General features: G+C 61.8%; 22 protein-coding genes. 8 read left to right on the plus strand and 14 right to left on the minus strand.

What is annotated here, in order from left to right; all coding sequences use genetic code 11:
- Positions 1-74: 74 nt before the first annotated feature.
- The 11 genes from EGM97_RS00530 to EGM97_RS00580 form a co-directional block, all read right to left on the minus strand.
- Positions 75-791, minus strand: coding sequence for a TetR/AcrR family transcriptional regulator (locus tag EGM97_RS00530; protein ID WP_238961386.1), 717 nt, complete (start codon positions 789-791; stop codon positions 75-77).
- Positions 792-893: 102 nt separating this feature from the next.
- The gene (lysS, locus tag EGM97_RS00535) at positions 894-2396 is read right to left on the minus strand and encodes a lysine--tRNA ligase (protein WP_053152660.1); all 1503 of its coding nucleotides are present in this window, start codon (positions 2394-2396) and stop codon (positions 894-896) included.
- Between the two features lie 88 nt (positions 2397-2484).
- Positions 2485-3580 (minus strand): peptide chain release factor 2 gene (gene prfB / locus EGM97_RS00540; protein ID WP_156315945.1). Its coding sequence is split into 2 segments (ribosomal slippage): positions 2485-3507 and positions 3509-3580, totalling 1095 coding nucleotides; the frame shifts between segments, so codons are not numbered across the junction.
- Between the two features lie 275 nt (positions 3581-3855).
- On the minus strand, positions 3856-4857 hold the full coding sequence (locus EGM97_RS00545; protein WP_238961387.1) for a diguanylate cyclase: 1002 nt from the start codon (positions 4855-4857) through the stop codon (positions 3856-3858).
- A gap of 43 nt (positions 4858-4900) precedes the next feature.
- Complete coding sequence (gene cheB, locus EGM97_RS00550) at positions 4901-5911, minus strand: chemotaxis response regulator protein-glutamate methylesterase (RefSeq protein WP_238961388.1); 1011 nt, start codon at positions 5909-5911, stop codon at positions 4901-4903.
- Positions 5908-8175, minus strand: a complete 2268-nt coding sequence (locus tag EGM97_RS00555; RefSeq protein ID WP_238961389.1) for a hybrid sensor histidine kinase/response regulator — start codon at positions 8173-8175, stop codon at positions 5908-5910. The genes cheB and EGM97_RS00555 overlap by 4 nt, the downstream gene beginning before the upstream one ends.
- Positions 8172-8843 carry a chemotaxis protein CheW gene (locus tag EGM97_RS00560; protein ID WP_238961390.1) on the minus strand — a complete coding sequence of 224 codons (672 nt, stop codon included), beginning with the start codon at positions 8841-8843 and terminating at the stop codon, positions 8172-8174. Before EGM97_RS00560 ends, EGM97_RS00555 begins: the two co-directional genes overlap by 4 nt.
- Positions 8840-10114: a CheR family methyltransferase gene (locus EGM97_RS00565; RefSeq protein WP_238961391.1), complete on the minus strand. Its 1275-nt coding sequence runs from the start codon at positions 10112-10114 to the stop codon at positions 8840-8842. The genes EGM97_RS00560 and EGM97_RS00565 overlap by 4 nt, the downstream gene beginning before the upstream one ends.
- Complete coding sequence (locus tag EGM97_RS00570; RefSeq protein ID WP_238961392.1) at positions 10111-10647, minus strand: chemotaxis protein CheW; 537 nt, start codon at positions 10645-10647, stop codon at positions 10111-10113. Before EGM97_RS00570 ends, EGM97_RS00565 begins: the two co-directional genes overlap by 4 nt.
- Positions 10647-12269, minus strand: a complete 1623-nt coding sequence (locus tag EGM97_RS00575) for a methyl-accepting chemotaxis protein (protein ID WP_238961393.1) — start codon at positions 12267-12269, stop codon at positions 10647-10649. The genes EGM97_RS00570 and EGM97_RS00575 overlap by 1 nt, the downstream gene beginning before the upstream one ends.
- A 230-nt stretch (positions 12270-12499) precedes the next feature.
- On the minus strand, positions 12500-13207 hold the full coding sequence (locus EGM97_RS00580) for a tellurite resistance TerB family protein (protein ID WP_238961394.1): 708 nt from the start codon (positions 13205-13207) through the stop codon (positions 12500-12502).
- Positions 13208-13380: 173 nt separating this feature from the next.
- Between EGM97_RS00580 and EGM97_RS00585 the strand changes: the two genes are divergently transcribed.
- The 7 genes from EGM97_RS00585 (at position 13381) to EGM97_RS00615 (ending at position 21670) form a co-directional block, all read left to right on the plus strand.
- Complete coding sequence (locus EGM97_RS00585) at positions 13381-14295, plus strand: LysR family transcriptional regulator (RefSeq protein WP_238961395.1); 915 nt, start codon at positions 13381-13383, stop codon at positions 14293-14295.
- 97 nt (positions 14296-14392) lie between these two features.
- Positions 14393-15850, plus strand: coding sequence for a gamma-aminobutyraldehyde dehydrogenase (locus EGM97_RS00590; RefSeq protein WP_053152639.1), 1458 nt, complete (start codon positions 14393-14395; stop codon positions 15848-15850).
- An 89-nt stretch (positions 15851-15939) separates the two neighbouring features.
- Positions 15940-17091: a putative ABC transporter substrate-binding protein YdcS gene (gene ydcS, locus EGM97_RS00595; RefSeq protein ID WP_238961396.1), complete on the plus strand. Its 1152-nt coding sequence runs from the start codon at positions 15940-15942 to the stop codon at positions 17089-17091.
- A 226-nt stretch (positions 17092-17317) separates the two neighbouring features.
- Positions 17318-18355, plus strand: coding sequence for an ABC transporter ATP-binding protein (locus EGM97_RS00600; RefSeq protein WP_238961397.1), 1038 nt, complete (start codon positions 17318-17320; stop codon positions 18353-18355).
- A 1-nt stretch (position 18356) separates the two neighbouring features.
- On the plus strand, positions 18357-19304 hold the full coding sequence (locus tag EGM97_RS00605; RefSeq protein WP_238961398.1) for an ABC transporter permease: 948 nt from the start codon (positions 18357-18359) through the stop codon (positions 19302-19304).
- The gene (locus EGM97_RS00610; RefSeq protein ID WP_238961399.1) at positions 19294-20115 is read left to right on the plus strand and encodes an ABC transporter permease; all 822 of its coding nucleotides are present in this window, start codon (positions 19294-19296) and stop codon (positions 20113-20115) included. Before EGM97_RS00605 ends, EGM97_RS00610 begins: the two co-directional genes overlap by 11 nt.
- A gap of 130 nt (positions 20116-20245) precedes the next feature.
- A complete protein-coding gene (locus EGM97_RS00615) occupies positions 20246-21670 on the plus strand; it encodes a gamma-aminobutyraldehyde dehydrogenase (RefSeq protein WP_238961400.1) in 1425 nt (474 codons plus the stop codon).
- A gap of 72 nt (positions 21671-21742) precedes the next feature.
- Here the strand turns inward: EGM97_RS00615 and EGM97_RS00620 are convergent, their stop codons facing one another.
- The 3 genes from EGM97_RS00620 to EGM97_RS00630 all read right to left on the minus strand — a co-directional run bounded on the left by EGM97_RS00620 (position 21743) and on the right by EGM97_RS00630 (position 22688).
- The gene (locus tag EGM97_RS00620; protein WP_238961401.1) at positions 21743-22144 is read right to left on the minus strand and encodes a type II toxin-antitoxin system VapC family toxin; all 402 of its coding nucleotides are present in this window, start codon (positions 22142-22144) and stop codon (positions 21743-21745) included.
- A complete protein-coding gene (locus tag EGM97_RS00625; RefSeq protein WP_238961402.1) occupies positions 22144-22437 on the minus strand; it encodes an AbrB/MazE/SpoVT family DNA-binding domain-containing protein in 294 nt (97 codons plus the stop codon). The genes EGM97_RS00620 and EGM97_RS00625 overlap by 1 nt, the downstream gene beginning before the upstream one ends.
- Positions 22438-22502: 65 nt before the next feature.
- Complete coding sequence (locus tag EGM97_RS00630) at positions 22503-22688, minus strand: hypothetical protein (protein WP_238961403.1); 186 nt, start codon at positions 22686-22688, stop codon at positions 22503-22505.
- A 378-nt stretch (positions 22689-23066) separates the two neighbouring features.
- On the opposite strand from EGM97_RS00630, the gene EGM97_RS00635 reads away from it, so the two are divergent.
- A complete protein-coding gene (locus tag EGM97_RS00635; protein WP_238961404.1) occupies positions 23067-24695 on the plus strand; it encodes a glucan biosynthesis protein D in 1629 nt (542 codons plus the stop codon).
- The last annotated feature ends 123 nt before the right edge of the window (positions 24696-24818 follow it).

Here is a 24818-nt window from a genome sequence, read left to right on the forward strand (position 1 = left end):
TTTCAGGGCCGCTGCGCGCCCCAGCGGGGATAAATCCCCTCGCCACAAGGACAGTGGTGACCCACAAAAATGAGTTACACCGACGCCAATACCAAGTGCATATAGCGGGTCAAAATGCCGAGCATATCCTCATCTGCGACGGGCTCGGCGCCATTGAGCAAGCCCTGATATTCCATCCGTCCGATAATGGCCGTCAACACTTTGGCATCCTGCTGCGGCTCACGGGAGCCCAGCACCTGGAAAAACTGGCAGGTACCGTGCAACAGAATCTGCTGGTGGGAACGCACCAATTCCGCCAGGCGCGGGTTGAGCAGCGCCTCCTGGCGAAAGGCCTGCTCGGCCATCAGATAGTCGCGTCGACTATGTAATTGGTGCTGCACATAATCGGCGGTCATCCGGGCAATGTCGTCTGCCAGCTGTGAACGGGACTCGGGGCTCCCGTCCCCGTAGGCGACCATTTCGCGCAGCAATCCCTCATTGTTGGCCCACAGCTTGGCCATGAACGCCGCGCTGCGTTCCACATACTGGGCGAAAGTATCGGTGAGCAGATCATCGATGTCCTTGAAATAGTATGTGGTGGCCGACAGTGGCACGCCCGCCTCGGCGGCCACCGCCCGGTGTCGTACCGCTCGCACGCCATCGCGCACGACAATGCGCATGGCCGCGTCGAGAATCTCCTGGCGACGCTGTTCACTGCCCTGTCGGCTGGCCTTGCGGCCCTGGTACTGAACACTTTCAGCCACAGCGGTGGCGACGCCCGCTGCACCTTCTTGAACCATTGCACGATTCACGACAGGTCTTTCCTCGCTATTTCAAAAGTAACCAATTGATACGTTTGTACCAGACAGGCATTAAAAAGCCGCCTGTGATAGGCGGCTTTTTAATTGAAGCACTTACGCTTGGGGCCGCATGTGCGGGAAGAGAATGACATCCCGGATCGACGGCGAGTTGGTCAGCAACATCACCAGGCGATCGATACCGATGCCTTCACCGGCGGTCGGCGGCATGCCGTATTCAAGTGCCCGGACGAAATCGGCATCGTAGTGCATGGCTTCGTCGTCGCCGGCGTCCTTGTCGGCCACCTGGGCCATGAAACGCTCGGCCTGGTCTTCGGCATCATTGAGCTCGGAGTAGGCATTGGCGATTTCGCGGCCGCCAATGAACAGCTCGAAACGGTCGGTCACGTTCGGGTTCTCGTCGTTGCGACGGGCCAGCGGCGAGACTTCGAACGGGTACTGGGTGATGAAGTGCGGCTGTTCCAGCTTGTGCTCGACCAGCTCTTCGAAAATCATCACCTGCAGCTTGCCCAGGCCTTCGAAGCCCAGCACCTTCGCACCGGCTTTCTTGGCAATTGCACGCGCCTTGTCGATGTCGTTGAGATCATCGGCGGTCAATTCAGGGTTGTACTTAAGGATCGAGTCGAACACCGACAGGCGCGCGAACGGCTCACCGAAGTGGAACACCTTGTCGCCGTAAGGCACGTCGGTGGTGCCGAGCACCAGCTGCGCCAGTTCGCGGAACAACTCCTCGGTCAGGTCCATGTTGTCTTCGTAATCGGCGTAGGCCTGGTAGAACTCGAGCATGGTGAACTCGGGGTTGTGCCGGGTCGAAACGCCTTCGTTACGGAAGTTGCGGTTGATCTCGAAGACCTTTTCAAACCCACCGACCACCAGGCGCTTGAGGTACAGCTCCGGCGCGATACGCAGGAACATTTCCATGTCCAGGGCATTGTGGTGGGTTTCGAACGGCTTGGCCGCCGCGCCGCCGGGAATGGTCTGCAGCATCGGCGTCTCGACTTCCAGGAAGTCGCGCTTCATCAGGAAGCTGCGGATGTGCGCAATGACCTGCGAACGCACGCGGAAGGTCTGACGTACGTCTTCGTTGACGATCAGGTCGACGTAGCGCTGACGGTAGCGTTGTTCGGTGTCGGTCAGGCCGTGGTGCTTGTCCGGCAGCGGGCGCAGGGATTTGGTCAGCAGGCGCACGTCGGTCATTTCAACGTACAGGTCACCCTTGCCGGAGCGGGCCAGGGTGCCCTCGGCGGCAATGATGTCGCCCAGGTCCCAGGTCTTGACCGCCGCCAGGGTTTCTTCCGGCAGGGTCTTGCGGTTGACGTAGACCTGGATGCGCCCGGTCATGTCCTGAATCACCATGAACGAACCGCGATTGAGCATGATGCGACCGGCCACCTTGACCGGAATCGCGGCCTCGGCCAGCTCTTCCTTGGTCTTGTCCGCGTACGTCTTCTGCAACACGTCGCAATAGGCATCGCGGCGGAAGTCGTTGGGGAAGGCCTGGCCCTTGGCACGCTCGGCAGCAAGCTTTTCCTTGCGCAGGGCGATCAGGGAGTTTTCTTCCTGTTGCAGGGCTTGCGGGTCGAGTTCTAGGTCGCTCATGTCTTTAAGGTTTCCATCACAGGTTCGTTGCCACCGGCCGGGGCCGCGCTTTCATGAAAGCGTGCCCGCCCGCCGCATGGGTGTCGCGTTACAGCCCTTGTTTGAGGCTCGCTTCCAGGTATTCGTCGATGTCGCCGTCGAGCACCTTGTCGCAGTCACTGCGTTCGATGTTGGTGCGCAGATCCTTGATGCGCGAGGCATCGAGGACATAGGAACGGATCTGATGACCCCAACCGATGTCGGACTTGCTGTCTTCCAGCGCCTGGGACGCCGCGTTGCGCTTCTGGATCTCCTGCTCGTACAGGCGGGCCCGGAGCATCTTCATCGCGGTGTCTTTGTTGGCGTGCTGGGAGCGTTCGTTCTGGCAGCTGACCACGGTGTTGGTCGGTACGTGGGTGATCCGTACGGCCGAGTCGGTGGTGTTGACGTGCTGGCCACCGGCGCCCGAAGAACGATAGGTGTCGATGCGCAGGTCCGCCGGGTTGATCTCGATTTCCACCTTGTCGTCGATTTCCGGGGAAACGAACACCGCCGAGAACGAGGTGTGGCGACGGTTGCCGGAGTCGAACGGACTCTTGCGCACCAGGCGGTGCACGCCGATCTCGGTGCGCAACCAGCCAAAGGCGTATTCGCCCTTGATGTGCACGGTGGCGCCCTTGATCCCGGCGACTTCACCGGCCGACAGTTCCATGATGGTTGCGTCGAAACCGCGTTTATCGGCCCAGCGCAGGTACATGCGCAGCAGGATGTTGGCCCAGTCCTGGGCTTCGGTACCGCCGGAACCGGCCTGGATGTCCAGGTAGGCGTTGTTCATGTCCATTTCGCCGCTGAACATGCGGCGGAATTCCAGCTTGGCCAGGGACTCGCCGAGGCGGTCCAGTTCGGCGACCACGTCACCGACCGCGCCTTCGTCGTTTTCTTCGACGGCCATGTCCAGCAAGTCGCGACAATCGGCCAGGCCACCGGACAATTCGTCCAGGGTCTCGACGATCTGCGCCAGCGCGGCGCGCTCGCGGCCCAGTTCCTGGGCGTACTCAGGCTTGTTCCAGACACTCGGATCTTCAAGCTCGCGATTGACTTCGGTCAGACGCTCATGCTTTTGATCGTAGTCAAAGATACCCCCGAATAGTTTCGGAGCGCTCGGACAGGTCCTTGATAGTGTTCAGGATCGGGTTGATTTCCATGGCGGGCAACACTCGTTGGCGAACTTTTGAAAGCCGGCGAGTATAACGTAATCAAGCGTCGACGGCAGCCCGCCTGGCGGCTTCGGGAGCACCAATGTGCAGTCCCTATGCAGTTCCTGTGGCGAGGGGATTTATCCCCACTGGCCTGCACAGCAGACCCTAAATCGACGATTCAATGGTTCCTGACACACCGAGTCGCCTGGTTTTGGGGCCGCTTCGCAGCCCAGCGGGGATAAATCCCCTCGCCACAGGTAGCATCCTCGAAAATATGGGGGTTATTCCACCCCGACCCGGTTACGCCCACTGTGCTTGGCCATGTACAGGCCCTTGTCCGCCGCCGAGATCAGTTGCCGGCAATCGCCGCCCTGCTGCGGGGTCACGGTCGAGACGCCAATGCTGATGGTCAGGTTCTCGCCGCCGTCAGGGGTGGCGTGGGGGATTTTCAGGGCTACGACACTCTGGCGCAGTTTCTCGGCCATCAACCGGGCGCCGCCGGATGCCGTGCCGGGCAGCACCAGGGCGAACTCCTCGCCGCCATAACGGGCCGGCAGGTCGGACGGACGGCTGCACGCCTCGCGGATCGCCGCGGCGACTTTGCGCAAGGCTTCGTCACCGTCCAGATGGCCGAAGTTGTCGTTGTAGGATTTGAAGTAATCCACGTCGATCATCAACAGCGACAGCTGGGATTGGTCCCGCATCGCCCGCCGCCATTCAAGTTCCAGGTATTCGTCGAAATGCCGGCGGTTGGACAATCCGGTCAGGCCATCGGAATTCATCAACCTTTGCAGCACCAGGTTGGTGTCGAGCAATTGCTGCTGGCTGACCCGCAGGGCGCGGTAGGCCGCGTCGCGTTGCAACAGCATCATGTAGGAGCGCGAGTGATAGCGGATACGCGCCACCAGTTCGATGTTGTCCGGCAATTTGACCAGATAGTCGTTGGCCCCGGCGGCGAACGCCGCACTTTTGACCAGCGGGTCTTCCTTGGTAGACAGGACGATGATCGGGATATCGCGGGTCGCCGGATGGTTACGGTATTCGCGCACCAGGCTCAGGCCATCGAGACCGGGCATCACCAGGTCTTGCAGAATCACCGTCGGCTTGATGCGAACGGCATGGGCGATGGCCTGGTGCGGGTCGGAGCAGAAGTGGAAGTCGATGTTATTTTCATTCGAAAGCCCACGCCGCACCGCCTCGCCGATCATCGCCTGGTCGTCGACGAGCAGGACCATCGCGGCGTTTTCATCGCGCTTGAAATCGTCGAGCTGTAATTCATTCATGGGGCTCACCTGAGTGCGGCCTGGGCCAGGACTGCTGGGATTGTCATTTTGCAAAAATCTCTACCAAGCGGGGGGCTATGGCGTCCAGGGCAAGAATCTGCGTCGCCGCGTCAATGGCCGCCGCCGCCTTGGGCATGCCGTACACCGCACTGCTTCGCTGGTCTTGAGCGATGGTCACGCAGCCCTGCTGGCGCATCAGTTTAAGCCCTTGCGCACCATCGCGGCCCATGCCGGTGAGCAGGATACCCACCGCATCACCGTTCCAGAAGTTGGCGACACTCTCGAAAAACACATCGATGGACGGCCTGTAGATTTCGTTCACCGGCTCGGCGGTGTACGCCAGGGTGCCGTCCTTCAACAGGCGCAGGTGATGGTTGGTACCGGCCAGTAGCACCGTGCCATTTTGCGGCGATTCGCCGTGTCGTGCCAGGCGGACCTTGTGGCCGGACACACTGCTCAGCCATTCGGCCATGCCCGCGGCAAAAACCTCGTCCACGTGCTGGACCAGGACGATGGCCGGGGCGAAGTGCCGCGGCAACGCCTTGAGCAAGACTTCCAGCGCCGCCGGCCCGCCCGCCGATGAACCGATGGCTACCAGGCTCTTGCGAGACGCAGCGGCGCGCTGGGCCGACGGTGCGGGACGCTCACGGTGACCGCGCTCGCCGATCAACCAGCCGATGTTGGTGATTTTGCGCAGCAAGGGTGCCGCCGCGTCTTCGGGATTGCCGACACCCAGGGCCGGTGTATCGACCACGTCCAGCGCGCCATTGCCCATGGCTTCGAACACCCGGTGGACGTTCTGCTGGCTGTCGCCGGTGACGATCAGGATGGCGCAGGGGGTTTCGGCCATGATCCGGCGCGTGGCCTCCACGCCATCCATGATCGGCATGAGCAAATCCATCAGGATCAGATCGGGGGTGTATTCGGCACAGCGCTGCACCGCCTCGGCGCCATTGGCGGCCACCCAGACCAGTTGATGAGCCGGCTCGAACGCCAGCGCGCGGCGCAGGGCCTCGACCGCCAGGGGCATGTCATTGACGATGGCGATCTTCAAGTACGTGCCCCTCCGATCAGTTCGACCACGGCATCGAGCAAGGCGTCGTCATGAAAGCTCGCCTTGGCCAGATAATAGTCGGCCCCTGCATCCAGACCACGGCGGCGGTCTTCTTCGCGGTCTTTGTAGGACACCACCATCACCGGTAGCGATTGCAGGCGGTTGTCGCGTCGCAGCAGTGTCACCAGCTCGATGCCATCCATGCGCGGCATGTCGATGTCGGTGATCAGCAGGTCGAACGCCTCAGAGCGTAGCGCGTTCCAGCCGTCCATGCCGTCCACCGCCACGGCGACGTCATAGCCGCGATTGAGCAGCAGTTTGCGCTGCAACTCTCGCACGGTCAGGGAGTCGTCCACCACCAGGATCCGCTTGCGGGGGGCTTGAGTCCGGTCCTGGCGGGCAATGCGTTCCAGGCGACCGGTATCGAGCAGCTTGTCTACCGAACGCAAGAGGTCTTCCACGTCGATGATCAGCACGACCGAGCCGTCGTCCAGCAGCGCTCCGGCGGAAATGTCCTGGACCTTGCCCAGACGCTCGTCCAGCGGCAGGACCACCAGGGTCCGTTCGCCGATGAACCGTTCCACCGCCACCCCGTAGATCGTATCCCGCTCGCGAATCACCACCACCTTGAGGGTCTGGCCGCTGCTCTGCGTGGCCGGGCGATCAAGCAACTGGCTGGCGGCGACCAGCCCGACGTGGCGGCCCTCGTGCCAGAAATGCTGGCGCCCTTCGACCTGCACGATGTCTTCCGGCGCCAGGTCGCACATGCGTTCGATATGCGCCAGGGGAAAGGCATAGGCTTCGGCACCGACTTCCACGACCAGGCTGCGCACCACCGAAAGCGTCAACGGCACCTCGAGGTGGAAACGACTGCCCTCGCCCGCCGTCTGCTCCAGCACCACCGCCCCGCGCAACTGCCGGACCATATGCTGGACGGCGTCCAGGCCGACGCCACGCCCGGAGACTTCGGTGACCTTGTCCCGCAGGCTGAAGCCGGGCAGGAACAGGAATGCCAACAGTTCTTCTTCGCTCAAGCTGGCAGCGGTGTGCTCAGGAGAAAGGCCGCGCGCGACGACGCTACGGCGTACCCGTTCCAGGTCGACGCCGGCGCCATCGTCCGACAGTTCAAGGACCAGCAGGCCAGCCTGATGGGAAGCGCGCAGGCGGATCAGGCCTTCGGCGGGCTTGCCCGCCAGCAATCGCTGATCCGGGGATTCGATGCCATGGTCCACCGCGTTACGCAGCAAGTGGGTCAACGGCGCTTCGAGCTTTTCCAGGACGTCGCGGTCGACCTGGGTTTTTTCGCCTTCTATCTCAAGGCGCGCCTGCTTGCCCAAGCTGCGGCCCAGGTCGCGCACCATACGCGCCTGGCCCGACAGCACATCGGCAAAGGGTCGCATACGACAGGCCAGCGCCGTGTCGTACAGCACTTGCGCCCGTTGGCTGGCCTGCCAGGCGAATTCGTCCAGCTCGGCTATTTTCTGTGCCAGCGACAGTTGGGTCTCGGCCAGCAGGCGCCGGGCGTCCCCCAGAGCCTCCTGGGCCTGAAGGCTCAAGGCGTGGTCCTTGAGGTGCACATTCAGCTCTTCCAGAGCACGCAAACCATTGTCCTGCTGACGCTTGAGCCGCTGCATCGTTGCCAGCCAGGGTCTGAGGCGCTGAGTTTCAACCAGGGATTTGCTCGACAGGTCCAGCAAGCTGTTGAGGCGCTCAGCCGTGACCCGCAGAACCCGCTCACCACTGTCGGTGATCCGCCTGTTCCGGGGGGCCGGTTCCCCTGGCACATCGGGCGCAGTTTCGGGCACCTCGACACGAATCGGTTCGATGGGTGCCTCGATCTTTGCCGACGCCATTACCGCCGGAAGCGGCACCGCGTCCGGATCGAGCAGACGCGTCATCATCGCCACGTAGGCATCGACGTCCGCGGCGCCGACATCGTGGCCCGGTGTCGCGATACGCGTCAGCAAATCAGTGCCTCGCAGCAAGGCATCGATGTGTTCGGCACCCAATACCAGGCGACGCTCCTGGGCTCCCACCAGGCAATCTTCCATGACGTGCGCCACACTGACACCGGCGTCGACCCCGACGATGCGCGCCGCCCCCTTGAGCGAGTGAGCCGCACGCATGCAGGATTCGAGGTGGTCGGCCTGGGTCGGGTCGCGTTCCAGGGCCAGCAGACCGGCGATCAGCACCTGGACCTGGGCTTCGGCTTCCAGGCTGAACAGTTCCAGCAACGAGGCATCGCGCATCTGATCGGGGGTCATGACAGGCTCCGGGCCATGGCGCTCAACAAGTGTTCCTCGTCCAGCCAACGCAGGCTGCGCCCCCTGAAAGGCAACACGCCGCGGGTGTACGTGTCGTCCGATGGCGACGCCGCCGCCAGGATGCGTTCATCGATGGCATGAATGCCGTCCACTTCATCCACCGGCACCACCACCGGCCCACCCTGGGCTGCGACAATCAGCATGCGCGGCATGACCCGTGCGCCAGGCACAACCGCCGAGCCTGGCTCCAGGTCCAACAGTTCCACCAGCGACAGGCAAGCCACCAGTGCCCCGCGTACATTCGCCACGCCCAACAAGGCTCGCGAGCGCTGGTGCGGCAATGAATGAATCGGTTGCATCGGCGCCACTTCCACCAGGCTGCGGGTGGTCAGGCCCAGCCATTCTTCGCCCAGGCGGAACATCAGCAACGAGCGGGTGACGACATCGGTGTCCACCGGATCATGAACCTGCTCGTGACCATCCTGTTGCAAGGTATAGCGGTCGAGCAGCCGGGTTGCGGCCGCCGAGTACACCGAGCAATTGCGACAGTGGATATGTTCGGCCAGTAGAGGACAGGATTTGTCGCCATGCACGCCGATGCGGTTCCAGCAATCGTCGATAGCCTGGGCGTCGTCATGGGTGACGTTCTGAAAAGCCGAACCGCTCATTGTTTACGCTCACTGTCAGCCGTGCGCCCGCCACGGGCAGCACGTTCCTGCAATCGACGGGCTCCGGCCACGTCTCCCTGGGAAGCCAGCAGCGCCGCCAGATGGACCAGGGCTTCGGCGTGTTGCGGCTCAAGATACAGCGCCTTGCGATAGAAACCCTGGGCTTCGAGTGCGCTACCGGCCATGTCGCTGAGCAGGCCCAGCCAATAGAACACCTGGGCTTTGGGCGGATGGCTGCGCAGATACTGCTCGCAGGCCGCACGGGCCTCGGCGCTTTTGCCGCTGTTGGCAAAGGTGGCGATATTGGCCAACAAGGTCGCGGCGTCACTGCCTTTGGACTCGGCAAGGGGGGTGACGCTTGCCATGAACGGCCGAGGCCGGACGACCGGGGGCGTAACCGGGGGAGCGACTCGGGCAGGCTGACGAACCGGAAGCGGTGTCGGCATCAGCGTGGGCAACGGCTGCGGATCGGGCGCGCCCTGGCGACTGAAGGCGAACGATTGGGGTACACCGATCGAACGCATGCCCAGCCGTCCGAGCAGACTGCCCTCGGCGGGACCGATAAACAACACGCCGTCCTGGTGGGTCAGGCGCTTGAGCACTTCGAACACCAGGCGCTGGGTCGGCTGGTCGAAATAGATCAGCAAATTGCGGCAGAACACAAAATCGTACGGGGCCTCATTCACCAGCAACGCCGGGTCCAGCAGGTTACCCACTTGCAGGCGCACCTGTTCGCGGACACGCTCGTCGAGGCGGTAGCCTTCCTCATCGGCGCTGAAATATCGCTCGCGAAAAGCCAGGTCTGCGCCCCGGAACGAGTTCCTCCCGTAACGCGCCCCCCTGGCTCGCTCTACCGACAATGGACTGACGTCCAGCCCGTCGACTTTGAACTGATGAGGCTCCAGGCCCGCATCGAGCAGGGCCATGGCAATGGAGTAGGGTTCTTCACCCGTGGAACACGGCAAGCTGAGGATGCGCAGCGCACGCAGGTGTCTGATCTCGGCCAGGCGATTGATAGCCAACCGGGCCAGGGTGGCGAAAGATTCCGGGTAACGGAAGAACCAGGTTTCCGGGACGATTACCGCTTCGATCAGCGCCTGCTGCTCCTTCGGCGATTGCTGCAGGCACTGCCAGTATTGATCAACCGTACGCCCAGGCTCGGCAACGATGCGCTGGCGTACCGCCCGTTCGATAATGGCGCTGCCCACGGAGCCGACATCCAGGCCGATGCGCTCCCTGAGGAAGTCGAAAAAACGCTGGTCATCGCTCATGGTCGGGCCTCAAGCACGTCAGGACTCAGCGGCGGCATGGGAAACAGTACAGCGCGGACCGATTCATCGAGCAGGTCATCGACCCGTACCCATTGCAACAATCCCTGGGCATCTTCGCGCACCGGCCCCAGGTACGGCGCCTGGCGATTGTCCAGGCCATAAGGCTGGAACTGCGCCGGGTCGCAGCGCAAGGTGTCGGTGGCCTGTTCAAGGATCAGCCCCAAGACCTGCCCCGTCTGCTGTCCATCGGGGTGATAATGCACCAGCACCAGTCGCGTGCTGGTACGGGCCTCGGCGCGCTGGCCGAAGGTCAGGCTACGCAGATCGATCACCGGCACCACCGCCCCCCGCCAGGCAAATACTCCTGCCACCCAGGCCGGCGCCTGGGCAATCGGCTTGAGGGGCATGCGCGGCAGCACTTCCACGACATCAGTGGCTTGCAGGGCGTAACGCTCGTTATCGATGCAGAACACCAGGAACAGGATCTGACGGGCCGCCGGCGCGGTGCCACGTCTGGCCTCGAAGTCACTCATCAGACTTTGAAACGCGAGACGCCGCTGCGCAGCCCCACGGCCACCTGGCTCAGCTCGTCGATGGCTGAACTGGCCTGGCGCAAGGACTCGACGGTCTGACTGCTGGCATCGCCCAGTTGCACCAGGGCGTGGTTGATCTGCTCGGCGCCGGTGGCCTGGGCCTGCATGCCTTCGTTGACCATCAGCACGCGCGGTGCCAGCGCCTGGACCTGATGGATGATCTGCGACAACTGCTCGCCCACCTGCTGCACCTCGGCCATGCCACGGCGCACCTCTTCGGAGAACTTGTCCATGCCCATCACACCCGCCGACACGGCGGACTGGATCTCGCGCACCATCTGTTCGATGTCATAGGTGGCCACGGCCGTCTGGTCGGCCAGCCGCCGTACTTCAGTGGCGACCACGGCGAAACCACGCCCGTACTCGCCGGCTTTTTCGGCCTCGATAGCCGCATTGAGGGACAGCAGGTTGGTCTGGTCGGCCACTTTGACGATAGTGGTCACCACCTGGTTGATGTTGCCGGCCTTCTCGTTGAGGATCGCCAGCTTGGCGTTCACCAGGTCGGCGGCGCCCATCACCGAATGCATGGTTTCCTCCATCCGCGCCAGGCCTTGCTGGCCGGAACCGGCGGCCACCGACGCCTGGTCGGCGGCGGTGGACACTTCGGTCATGGTGCGCACCAAGTCGCGGGAGGTGGCGGCGATTTCCCGGGAGGTCGCGCCAATTTCCGTGGTGGTGGCGGCGGTTTCCGTGGCCGTGGCCTGTTGCTGGCGGGAGGTGGCGGCGATCTCCGTCACTGAGGTAGTGACCTGCACGGACGAGCGTTGGGCTTGTGAAACCAGCGAGGTCAGCTCGGCCATCATGTCGTTGAAACCGGTTTCCACCGCACCGAATTCGTCCTTGCGCGCCAGGTTCAGACGCCCGCTCAGATCACCGCTGCGCATGACGTCGAGGATTTCCACGATACGGTTCATGGGCGCCATGATTGCCCGCATCAGCAGCAGGCCGCAAAGGATCGCAACGACCAGCGCGACGAGGAACGACAAGCCCATGGCGACCTTGGCAGCCGAGACCGCCTCGCCAATGGTCTCGGTGGCTTTTTCTGCCAGCTCACGATTACGCTCGATGATGTGATTCAAGTGGGTGCGGCCGCCGATCCATGCCGGCGTCAGCTCTTTGTCCAGCGTCCGCCGCGCGCCTTCGTAGTCCTTGCGCTGATAGAGGTCCAGCACTTTCGCCATGGCCTGGTCGAATGCCTGGTGCTGGGCCTCGAACTCGTCGAAAGAGGCTTGGTCGGCCGGGTTCTGTATCAGCTTTTGATAGTGCTGTATTTCTTCACGCAGGTGCTGCTCGAAGCCCTGGTAACGGGCCTTGTCCTCGGCGGTGATCTCCCGGTTCCCCGAGAGACCGACGATCTGCTGGGTCAGCACATAGCTGTCTACCCAACCACCTCGGATCATGGAGCTGTAATACACGCCCGGAACCGCATCGGCCCGTACCTTTTCTTCACTGTCCTGGATCTTCAACAACCGCGAATACGAGACAACGACCATCAACAGCATGATGGCGATGATCACCGCAAAACTCGCCAGGATGCGTTGGCGCAATGTCCAGTTCTTCACAGTAAAACCTCGGGGAACTTTGAAATGCTGGGGAGTATAGCCGAGGGTTGCGTGGTGCCGCGTGGGTTGGATAGTGCCTCAGCAAACGACGCAGCCCCCTTGTGGGAGCGAGCCTGCTCGCGAAGGCAGCGTCCCTGTCACCTACCATGTTGGATACCTACCATGTTGGATACAGCTCCGTTTCGCGAGCAAGCCCGCTCCCACAAGAAGCAATGTGCGCCGCGCGACGGTTATACGGCAGCCTGCCGCACCTGATTCTCCAGCTCCACCTTCAATCCCGGCTCCAGCTTGAGCTGCCGTGCCAGTTCATCGAGGTAGGACTTCTCCATGAAGTTTTCCTCGTCCACCAGCATCACGCTGGCGATGTACATCTCGGCGGCGATCTCCGGCGTACTGGCGGTGCGGGCAACGTCAGCAGGGTCCAGGGGTTTGTTCAGTTCGGCATGCAGCCAGCGCTGCAATTCCTGATCGTTGTCGAGCTTGGTGAACTCGCCCTCGATCAGTTGCCGCTCACGCTCGTCCACGTGACCGTCGGCCTTGGCCGCCGCCACCAGCGCCTTGAGAATCGCCTGGCTATGCAGCTCGACCTGCGCCGGGGGCACCCTGTCCAGCGTCTGCGGTTCGGTTTTCGTGATACCGCCCTGCTGGGCCTGCCAATTGCCATACGCCTTGTAGGCGATCACACCCAGGGCCGCCAGGCCACCATAGGCCAGGGCCTTGCCACCAAAATTGCGCGCCTTCTTATTGCCCAGCAACAAGCCCATGGCCCCGGCAGCGAGGGTTCCGCCCCCCGCGCCGGAAAGCAGGCTTCCCAGGTTGCCGCCCCCGAGCAACCCGCCCAGGCCACCGGACGACTTGCCCTGGGAACCGCCAGCCTTTTTCTCCAACATTTCCTGACCGGACTTGAGTAGCTGGTCGAGCAATCCACGAGTGTTCATCTGCAGCCTCCACGCATTCGGGTATGGATCATTAAGGCCATCAGCCTAGACCGAAAGTGCCCCTACTCCTCGGCTGACATTGCTTCGGAATGTTGCCTGTCTGATCGTCTTCCATTGAAAAAAACGATATACACTTCGACCCATCGATAAAACCGCCCCACAGGGTGCTTCCCATGATGACGTTGCGCCAGATTCGCCATTTCATCGCCGTGGCCGAAACCGGCTCGATCTCCTCCGCCGCGCAGGCAGCGTTCATCTCGCAATCCACCCTGACCCTGGCCATCCAGCAGTTGGAACAAGAGCTCGGCGTCGGCCTGTTCAATCGCCACGCAAAAGGCATGACCCTGACTCACCAAGGGCATCAATTCCTGCGCCAGGCCCATTTGATCCTGGCCACCGTCGATAACGCCAAGCGCAGCCTGCAGCACAGCACCGATCAGGTGGCCGGAAACATCACCATCGGAGTTACCAGCCTGGTCGCCGGCTATTACCTGGCGGATTTGCTGACCCGTTTCCAGCGCGCCTACCCCAACGTGGACATCCGGGTCATGGAGGACGAACGGCGTTATATCGAGCATCTGCTGGTCAGCGGTGAAATCGATGTCGGGGTGCTGATCCTGTCCAACCTTGAAGACCGTCACGCCTTGCAGACCGAGGTGCTGACCCATTCCCCCCACCGTTTGTGGCTGCCGGCACAACATCCGCTGCTGGAGCACGACAGCATCAACCTGACCGACGTCGCCCGCGAACCGCTGATCGAACTGAACGTCGACGAGATGGACCGCAACGCCCAGCGCTTGTGGCGCGGGGCCGGGTTACAGCCGAAAATCACGCTGCGCACCGCCTCGACCGAAGCGGTGCGCAGCCTGGTCGCGGCGGGGCTGGGCGTGTCGATCCAGCCGGACATGACTTACCGCCCCTGGTCACTGGAAGGCGACATCATCGAGGCCCGTGCCATTGCCGATCTCAACCAGACCCTGGACGTGGGCCTGGCCTGGCGCCGGGGTACGGCGCGACCGGCCATGGTCGAGCCGTTCCTGACGGTTGCCCGGGAGAATCTCCATGGGGGGCGCAAGCCATCGATTTAATCGAATACTTCCTTGAGTATTTAGAATTTGTCGGTATTGAAGCCGCGCACTAGTCTTGCTTCATCCCCGAGGCCGTCTGGAAAACGAGAAAGCGAACATGACTGGCATGCCCCCTGCGTTGTGTACCGCGCTGCTGATCGACGGGGAACTGGTCGCAGGCCAGGGCTTCGTCGAGCCGATCCTCAACCCGGCGACCGGCGAGATCCTGGCCCACATCGCCGAAGCCAGCACCGAACAGGTCGAAGCTGCCATCCTGGCTGCCCACCGCGCCGCTGACGGATGGGCGCGCACCACGCCGCAACAACGTGCCAGCCTGCTGCTGGACATTGCCGGCGCCATTGAAAGGAACGCCGATCAACTGGCCCGTCTTGAATCCCTGAACTGTGGCAAGCCGCTTCATCTGGCCCGACAGGACGACTTGGGTGCCACGGTAGACGTATTTCGCTTCTTCGCCGGCGCCGTGCGCTGTCAGACCGGCCAGCTCAGCGGTGAGTACCTGCCTGGCTACACCAGCATGGTGCGCCGCGACCCGATTGGCGTGGTGGCATCCATCGCACCGTGGAATTACCCGATCATGATGGCCGCGTGGAAAATCGCCCCGGCCCTGGCCGCTGGCAATACCCTGGTATTCAAGCCATCGGAGCACACCCCGCTGTCGATCCTGAGCCTGGCGCCGGTACTGGCCGAGATCCTCCCGCGGGGCGTGATCAACATCATCTGCGGGGGCGGCGAAGGTGTGGGCAGTCATCTGGTCAGCCACCCCAAGGTGCGCATGGTCTCGCTGACCGGGGATATCGTCACCGGGCAGAAAATCCTCCAGGCGGCGGCCAGGACCCTCAAGCGCACACACCTGGAACTGGGCGGCAAGGCGCCCGTGATCGTGTGCAACGACGCCGACCTCCAGGCCGTGGTCGAAGGCGTGCGCACCTACGGCTATTACAATGCCGGGCAGGATTGCACCGCTGCCTGTCGGATCTATGCCCAGGACGGCATCCACGATCGGCTGGTGGCCGAACTTGGCGCAGCGGTCAGCAGCCTGCGCTTCGCCGGCAAACGCGATGCCGATAACGAAATCGGCCCGCTGATCAGCACCCGCCAGCGCGACCGCGTCGCCAGTTTCGTCGAGCGTGCCCTCGGCCAACCGCATATCGAACGCATCACTGGCGCGGCAGCGCACTCAGGGGCGGGCTTTTTCTACCAACCCACGCTGCTGGCCGGCTGCAAGCAAAGCGACGAGATCGTCCAACGCGAAGTATTCGGCCCGGTCGTCACCGTGACCCGTTTCGACGAACTCAGCCAGGCGGTGGACTGGGCCAACGACTCGGAATACGGCCTGGCCTCCTCGGTGTGGACCCAGAACCTGGACAAGGCGATGCAAGTCGCGGCACGGCTGCAATACGGCTGCACCTGGATCAACAGCCATTTCATGCTGGTCAGCGAAATGCCCCACGGCGGCCTCAAGCGCTCGGGCTACGGGAAAGACCTGTCCAGCGATTCGCTCCAGGATTACAGCGTCGTTCGCCACATCATGGCCCGCCACGGCCAGCATTTGTAGTGATCGGCACTACTCTAATAACAGGCCTTCAATGGCGCTTCACCCGTTGAAACACTGCCCCGACCATAATTAAAGCAAGAGGGATTTCCATGTACGCGCACAAGACTGCATTGCTCAGCGCAATCACCACGACGCTGCTGACCAGCGTCGCCCTCCAGGCCGCCGAGCTGCCCAAGGCTGTTGGCGCTGGCGAAGGCCAATTGGATATCGTCGCCTGGCCGGGGTACATCGAACGCGGCGAAAGCGACAAGGCCTACGACTGGGTGACCGGTTTCGAGAAGGAAACCGGCTGCAAGGTCAATGTGAAAACAGCCGCCACGTCCGATGAAATGGTCAGTCTGATGAGCAAGGGCGGCTACGACCTGGTCACCGCCTCCGGCGACGCCTCGTTACGCCTGATCGCCGGCAAGCGCGTGCAACCGATCAATACCGCGCTGATTCCCAACTGGAAGAACCTCGATCCACGCCTCAAGGATGCGCCGTGGTACGTGGTCAACCAGCAAACCTATGGCGCCCCGTACCAGTGGGGCCCGAACGTGCTGATGTATAACACCGAGGTATTCAAGCAACCGCCTACCAGTTGGAGTGTGCTGTTCAGCGCCCAGGACCTCCCCGATGGCAAGCCCAACAAGGGTCGCGTGCAAGCCTACGATGGCCCGATCTACATCGCCGACGCGGCGCTGTACCTCAAGACCGCCAAACCCGAATTGGGCATCAAGGACCCGTATCAACTCGACGAAGCGCAATACAAGGCGGTGCTCGAGCTGCTTCGGGCCCAGCAACCGCTGATCCACCGCTACTGGCACGACACCACCGTACAGATGAGCGACTTCAAGAACGAAGGCGTGGTGGCCTCCGGCGCATGGCCCTATCAAGTCAACGGTCTGGTGAACGAGAAACAGCCCATCGCCTCGACCATTCCGAAAGAAGGCGCTACCGGCTGGGCCGATACCACGATGCTCCATGCCGACGCCAAGCATCCCAACTGTGCCTATAGGTGGATGGACTGGTCGCTGCAACCGAAGGTCCAGGGTGACGTGGCGGCCTGGTTCGGCTCCCTGCCAGCGGTGCCGGCAGCGTGCACGGCCAGTGAACTGCTGGGGGCCGAAGGCTGCAAGACCAACGGCTTCGACCAGTTCGACAAGATCGCCTTCTGGAAAACCCCGCAGGCCGAGGGCGGCAAGTACGTGCCCTACAGCCGCTGGACCCAGGACTACATCGCGATCATGGGTGGGCGCTAGCTTCATCAATGGCCACAAGAGCAGCGGATAAACGCTGCTCTTGTGGCGAGGGGATTTATCCCCACTGGGCTGAAGCAGCCCCAAAGCAGGCGATTCGATCTTTCTGACTGCTCAAAAGATTTTGGGGACGTTTTGCGCCCCAGCGGGGATAAATCCCCTCGCCACAGATCCGTGTCCGGCCCTGGCAGTGATTCAACGCCAGTCGCGCTTTTTGGAGCACCGCACCATGACACTTGCAGTCCAGTTCACCCAGGTATCCCGTCAGTTCGGCGAGGTGAAAGCCGTCGACCGGGTTTCCATCGATATCCAGGACGGTGAGTTCTTTTCCATGCTGGGCCCTTCCGGCTCGGGCAAGACCACTTGCCTGCGGCTGATCGCCGGTTTCGAACAACCCAGCACCGGTTCGATCCGCATCCATGGTGAAGAAGCCGCCGGGTTGCCGCCCTACCAGCGCGACGTGAACACGGTTTTCCAGGATTACGCCCTGTTCCCCCACATGAACGTACGCGACAACGTCGCCTATGGCCTGAAAGTCAAAGGTGTCGCCAAGGCCGAGCGCATCCAGCGTGCCGAAGAAGCATTGGCGATGGTCGCTCTGGGCGGCTATGGCGAGCGCAAACCGGTACAGCTTTCCGGCGGCCAGCGCCAGCGCGTGGCCCTGGCCCGTGCGTTGGTCAATCGTCCGCGGGTGCTGCTGCTGGACGAACCGCTGGGCGCTCTCGACCTCAAGCTGCGCGAACAGATGCAGGGCGAGTTGAAGAAACTGCAACGCCAGTTGGGCATCACCTTCATTTTCGTCACCCACGACCAGACCGAAGCCTTGTCGATGTCCGACCGCGTGGCGGTGTTCAACAAGGGCCGTATCGAACAGGTCGATACACCGCGCAACTTGTACATGAAACCGGCGACCACCTTCGTCGCCGAGTTCGTCGGCACATCCAATGTGATTCGTGGCGAACTGGCCCGGGAACTGAGTGGTTATCCACAACCGTTTTCGATCCGCCCGGAACACGTGCGCTTCGCCGAAGGCCCGTTGGCCGGCAATGAAATCGAAGTCCACGGATTGCTCCATGACATCCAGTACCAGGGCAGCGCCACGCGTTATGAATTGAAACTCGCCAACGGCCAGACCCTGAACCTCAGCCAGGCCAATACCCAATGGACCGACAACACGGCCCGGCATCAGGCCGGCCAGCCGCTGCGCGTTCGCTGGGCCCGTGAAGCGATGGTTGCGCTGCATGACACCGTCGGCGGCGAGGTATGAGATGACTACCCTGACCTTCCACCCGGCGCCCGCTTCCGGTTCGCCGTTGCGGCGCTTTTCCAACCTGCTGTACCGACGACCCAACCTGTACCTGTCGATGCTGCTGGTTCCGCCGCTGATCTGGTTCGGCGCGATCTACCTGGGCTCGCTGCTCACCTTGCTGTGGCAGGGCTTCTACACTTTCGATGACTTCACCATGGCGGTCACGCCCGACCTGACCCTGGCGAATTTCACCGCGCTGTTCCAGTCCTCGAACCTGGACATCCTGCTTCGTACTTTGGGCATGGCCATCGTCGTGTCCATCGCCAGCGCCATCGTCGCGTTCCCGATTGCCTACTACATGGCGCTCTACACCAGCGGCAAGACCAAGGCATTTTTCTATATCGCGGTGATGCTGCCCATGTGGGCCAGCTACATCGTCAAGGCGTACGCCTGGACGCTGCTGCTGGCCAAGGGCGGCGTGGCGCAGTGGTTCATCCAGCATCTGGGCCTGGAACCGGTCTTGCAGTTCGTGCTGGGGATTCCCGGCATCGGCGGCAGCACCCTGTCCACCTCACACCTGGGACGATTTCTGGTGTTCGTCTACATCTGGCTGCCGTTCATGATCCTGCCGATCCAGGCCTCCCTGGAACGTCTGCCGCCCTCGTTGCTGCAGGCCTCGGCGGATTTGGGCGCCCGGCCGCGCCAGACCTTCATGCAGGTGATCCTGCCCCTGTCGATCCCGGGCATTGCCGCCGGCTCGATCTTCACTTTCTCACTGACCCTGGGAGACTTCATCGTGCCGCAACTGGTAGGCCCACCGGGCTACTTCATCGGCAGCATGGTCTACGCCCAGCAAGGCGCCATAGGCAACATGCCCATGGCCGCGGCGTTCACCCTCGTGCCCATCGTGTTGATTGCCATCTACCTGTCTATCGTCAAGCGCCTGGGGGCTTTCGATGCACTCTGACTCATCTCGGGGGCGGGCGTCCTGGGGCCTGTGCGTCGCGGCGTGGGGCGGACTGATCTTCCTGCACTTTCCGATCCTGATCATATTTCTCTACGCCTTCAACACCGAGGACGCGGCCTTCAGCTTCCCTCCCAAGGGCCTGACCCTGAAGTGGTTCAGTGTCGCCTTCTCGCGCCCGGACGTACTGGAGGCCATCCAGCTGTCGCTGCAGATCGCGGCCATTGCCACGCTGATCGCCATGGTGCTTGGCACACTGGCCTCGGCGGCGCTGTACCGCCGGGACTTCTTCGGCAAGCAAGGGATTTCGCTGGTGCTGATCCTGCCGATCGCCCTGCCGGGGATCATCACCGGCATTGCCCTGCTGGCCACCTTCAAGACCCTGGGGATCGAGCCCGGGATGTTCACCATCGTGGTGGGACACGCGACCTTTTGCGTGGTGATCGTCTACAACAACGTCATCGCCCGCCTGCGTCGTACCTCCCACAGCCTGATCGAGGCATCGATGGACCTGGGGGCGGATGGCTGGCAGACCTTTCGCTACATCATCCTGCCCAACCTGGGCTCGGCGTTATTGGCCGGTGGGATGCTCGCGTTTGCCCTGTCGTTCGACGAAATCATCGTCACCACCTTCACCGCCGGCCATGAACGCACGCTGCCCCTATGGCTGCTCAACCAACTCAGCCGCCCCCGTGACGTGCCGGTGACCAACGTGGTGGCAATGCTGGTGATGCTGGTCACCATGCTTCCCATACTCGGCGCCTATTACCTGACCCGTGGGGGTGAGGGCGTGGCGGGTAGCGGCGGGAAATAACCCAGATGCTGACGATAACGAGCCAATGTGGGAGCGGGCCTGCTCGCGATGGCGTTTCTGAAACCGCCAGAAGCATCACGAGCAGGCTCGCTCCCACAGAAAACAACAGCGACAAAGCGAGGACAGGAACATGCAAACCAAACTGCTGATCAACGGCCATCTGGTGGCCGGCGAAGGACCCGGCCAGGCGGTGTTCAACCCGGCGCTGGGCCGGGTACTGGTGGAGATCAACGAAGCCAGCGAAGCTCAGGTCGACGCGGCGGTGCGTGCCGCCGACGGGGCGTTCGAAAGCTGGTCACAGGTTTCGCCCAAGGATCGCTCCCTGCTGTTGCTCAAACTGGCCGATACCATCGAAGCCCATGGCGAAGAACTGGCCAAGCTGGAATCGGACAACTGTGGAAAACCCTTGAACGCAGCGCTGAACGATGAGATTCCCGCCATCGCCGATGTCTTCCGCTTCTTTGCCGGCGCCAGCCGCTGCATGAATGGCTCGGCGGGGGGCGAATACCTGCCGGGGCATACGTCGATGATCCGTCGCGACCCGGTGGGCGTCGTCGCCTCCATTGCACCGTGGAACTACCCGTTGATGATGGTCGCCTGGAAAATCGCTCCGGCCCTGGCCGCTGGCAATACCGTGGTACTCAAGCCGTCTGAACAAACCCCACTGACGGCGTTGCGCCTGGCGGAACTGGCATCGCAGATTTTCCCCGCCGGCGTACTCAACGTGGTATTCGGCCGCGGGCAAACCGTCGGCCAGCCGCTGGTCACTCATCCGAAAGTCCGCATGGTATCGCTGACCGGCTCCATCGCCACCGGCTCGCACATCATTTCCAGCACAGCCGACAGCGTCAAACGCACGCACATGGAACTGGGCGGCAAAGCCCCCGTGATCATCTTCGACGACGCCGACATCGATGCGGCGGTGGAAGGCATTCGCACCTTCGGCTTCTACAACGCCGGCCAGGACTGCACGGCGGCCTGCCGGATCTATGCCCAGCAAGGCATCTACGAACAATTTGTCGAGAAACTCGGCGCGGCGGTCGCCAGCATCAAGTATGGGCTGCAGACCGCGCCAGACACCGAGATGGGTCCACTGATCACCGCCCAGCACCGCGACCGCGTGACCGGCTTCGTCGAGCGGGCCATCGCCCAATCGCACATCCGCCTGATTACCGGCGGCAAGGCCGTGGACGGCAATGGGTTCTTCTTCGAGCCGACGGTACTGGCCGACGCTCAGCAGGACGACGAGATCGTGCGCCGTGAGGTCTTCGGTCCAGTGGTATCCGTCACACCGTTCCTGGATGAAGCGCAAGTGCTGACCTGGGCCAACGATTCGGACTACGGCCTGGCCTCTTCGGTCTGGACCGCCGACATCGGCCGCGCCCATCGCCTGTCGGCGCGACTGCAATACGGCTGCACCTGGGTGAATACCCACTTCATGCTCGTCAGCGAAATGCCCCATGGCGGTCAGAAACGTTCCGGCTATGGCAAGGACATGTCCATGTACGGACTGGAGGACTACACGGTGGTGCGGCATGTGATGTTCAAGCATTGAAGCGCAGTGCAATGACGCCATGATCGGGCGACAAAGCCTGATCGTGGCCATTGGAACGTCAGGAGGGGAACGTCAGGAGGGCGCCACCAATTCGACCGAAGGGAAATAGCTGCGGTAACGTTTGGCATCTCTAGTAAGCAAAGTGAGACCTTTCACCGCGGCGTGAGCACCGATAAAAAAGTCGGCCAGCACATTATTTTTCCCACCCCCTACCTTGCGATAACGCACGAAGGCTTTGCCTGCCAAGAATAGCGCCGGCCTGGGTATCTCGAGCATCAGCAGGCCAAGTTCAGCAACAACCTCATCCAACGCCTCAAAAGTAGAGAAGGTCTGGGAAAGTTCGGCATAGACAATCGGGTTGATGGCGAGGTCATGAACCTGAGACTGGGCCCGTAACTGCTGGACAGACCAGTCAGCCCAAACGGGGTCGTCTTCAAGCACATCAATCAAAACGTTGGTGTCGACCAATACCATCAATCGTCACCTCGTAGCAGAGCCATCAGTTCATCTGTGCGCCATTTGATATCCGCCCTGCCACGAACGGCGTCGAAGCGATCACGAACTGCCTTTTTGGGTGATAGAGGTTTACCAGCCTGCAGTACTACTTCACCCTGGGCATTCACACTGAACTCGACGGCGCAACCTGGCATAAGGTGCAGCGCATCGCGAATAGGCTTGGGAATGGTGACCTGCCCCTTACTTGTCATTGTCGTCGACATCACCTGCTCCTTTGAAGTATTACGATAAAAAACAAAGTAATACTTCAAACACGAACCTGCAACCGCCGCTGATCGTAGGCAAAATCACTCCACTGGTTAGGAAACGTATCATTTCAAAACCTCGAAACACTCCTCATCGCATCCAGCAGACAACGCATCGCGATCCTGTCGTTCTCCGACAGTTCGCGGTAGCGCTCCACCAGTCGCAATTCCTCCAGGCTCAGCCGCCGTGACCGACGTCCATTCTGCAAACAGGGAAAGAGCCCCAGCATTTCGACAATGCCCTTTATTTTTGTCATGAACCTTGTCCTTCTCACGTCGGGTTGGATGCTCCGAATCCTGGTAGCGCCTTTTTTTGGATTGACGGGCTGAACCGTCTTCATGGGCTAAGCATAGGGATGATTCACATCGATAAAAGTGATTTTTAGAGTAATTAGTCAAAAATGGCAGATAGGCTCGATAAAAAAGAAATATCTGTAAGAAAATTTAACCAATCCACGCTTTCCCCTCTCACCCCGCCCCACGTATCCCCTATGATTTTGCGCCCCAGTGAACCGATGCGGTTCTCAGGCATCTGTTCTTACGTTTGTCGCGTTTGGCCAAAGGCCTGTCCGAACTCCTTTACCAGTCCCTGTTGCCAGGTACGGCTCGGGAATATTTCGAGAAAGGTTGTATTTATGCATCGCAGGAACCTGCTCAAGGCCTCCATGGCTTTTGCCGCCTACACCGGACTTTCCGCTTCCGGGCTCATGGCCGCCCGTGCCTGGGCCGCTGACCAGGCGGCAGACGGCGAAGCCCACCCCTTCGATTTCAAAGGGCTGAAAGACCAGGCGAAGCGGCTGGCCGAGCGTCGCTACGTCGACACCAAACAAGTGTTACCTGAGACATTGGCGCTGATGTCGCCACTGCAGTTCAATGCCATCCGGTACGACGCCAATCATTCGCTGTGGAACAAGGTGGAAGGTCGTCAACTGGACGTGCAGTTTTTCCACGTGGGCATGGGGTTCAAGCAGCCGGTGCGCATGTACAGCGTCGACCCGAAAACCCGCCTGGCCCGTGAAGTGCACTTCCGCCCCGAGCTGTTCAACTACGAGAAAACCACGGTCAACACCTCGCAACTGAAAGGTGACCTGGGATTCGCGGGGTTCCGCGCGTTCAAGGCTCCAGAGCTGGACCGCCACGACATTGTGTCGTTCCTGGGGGCCAGTTACTTCCGCGCCGTGGATGCCACCGGGCAGTACGGGCTCTCGGCCCGTGGCCTGGCGATCGACACCTACGCCAAGCGTCGTGAGGAGTTCCCGGACTTCACCCAGTTCTGGTTCGAAACCCCGGACAAGAACAGCACCCGTTTCGTGGTCTATGCCCTGCTCGATTCCCCCAGCGCCACGGGTGCCTATCGGTTCGACATCGATTGCCAGCCGACCCGGGTGGTCATGGAGATCGATGCCCACATCAACGCCCGTACCGCCATCGAGCAACTGGGTATCGCACCGATGACCAGTATGTTCAGCTGCGGCACCGTCGAGCGGCGCATGTGCGACACCATCCACCCGCAGATCCACGACTCTGACCGACTGGCCATGTGGCGCGGCAATGGCGAGTGGGTCTGCCGCCCGTTGAACAATCCCGCCACCCTGCAGTTCAACGCCTTCGCCGACAAGAACCCGAAAGGTTTCGGCCTGGTGCAGACCGACCACAGCTTCGAGAGTTATCAGGACACCGTGGACTGGTACAGCAAGCGCCCGAGCCTGTGGGTCGAGCCTACAACTGCTTGGGGCGAAGGCTCTGTCGATCTGCTGGAAATTCCTACAACCGGTGAAACCCTGGATAACATCGTCGCCTTCTGGACACCGAAGAAACCGGTGGCCGCCGGTGACTCGCTGAACTACGGCTACAAACTCTACTGGAGCGCCCTGCCGCCGGTGAGCACCCACCTGGCGCAGGTCCACGCGACGCGTTCGGGCATGGGCGGCTTCATCGAGGGCTGGGCTCCGGGCGAGCATTACCCCACCGTCTGGGCGCGCCGTTTTGCCGTGGACTTCAACGGCGGCGGGATCGACCAGCTACCGCCGGGCACCGGCATCGAACCCGTGGTGACCTGCTCCCACGGCGAGGTGAAGGACTTCAACGTGTTGGTGCTCGATGCCATCAAGGGCTATCGCATCACCTTCGACTGGTACCCCACCGACGACCGTGTGGATCCGGTGGAAATGCGCCTGTTCCTTCGCACCAAGGACCGGACCCTGAGCGAGACCTGGTTGTACCAGTACTTCCCGCCGGCGCCGGATAAGCGCAAGTATCCCTGAACATTTCGGGTGTCCGGACTGGCCCCATCGCGAGCAGGCTCGCTCCCACATTGGAATGCACTCCCCCCTGTGGGAGCGAGCCTGCTCGCGATGAGGCCGGCACAGACACCGGCTATCCCCACC

This window comes from Pseudomonas sp. AF32 (assembly GCF_022342325.2).
GTDB classification, from domain to species: Bacteria; Pseudomonadota; Gammaproteobacteria; order Pseudomonadales; family Pseudomonadaceae; genus Aquipseudomonas; species Aquipseudomonas uvaldensis.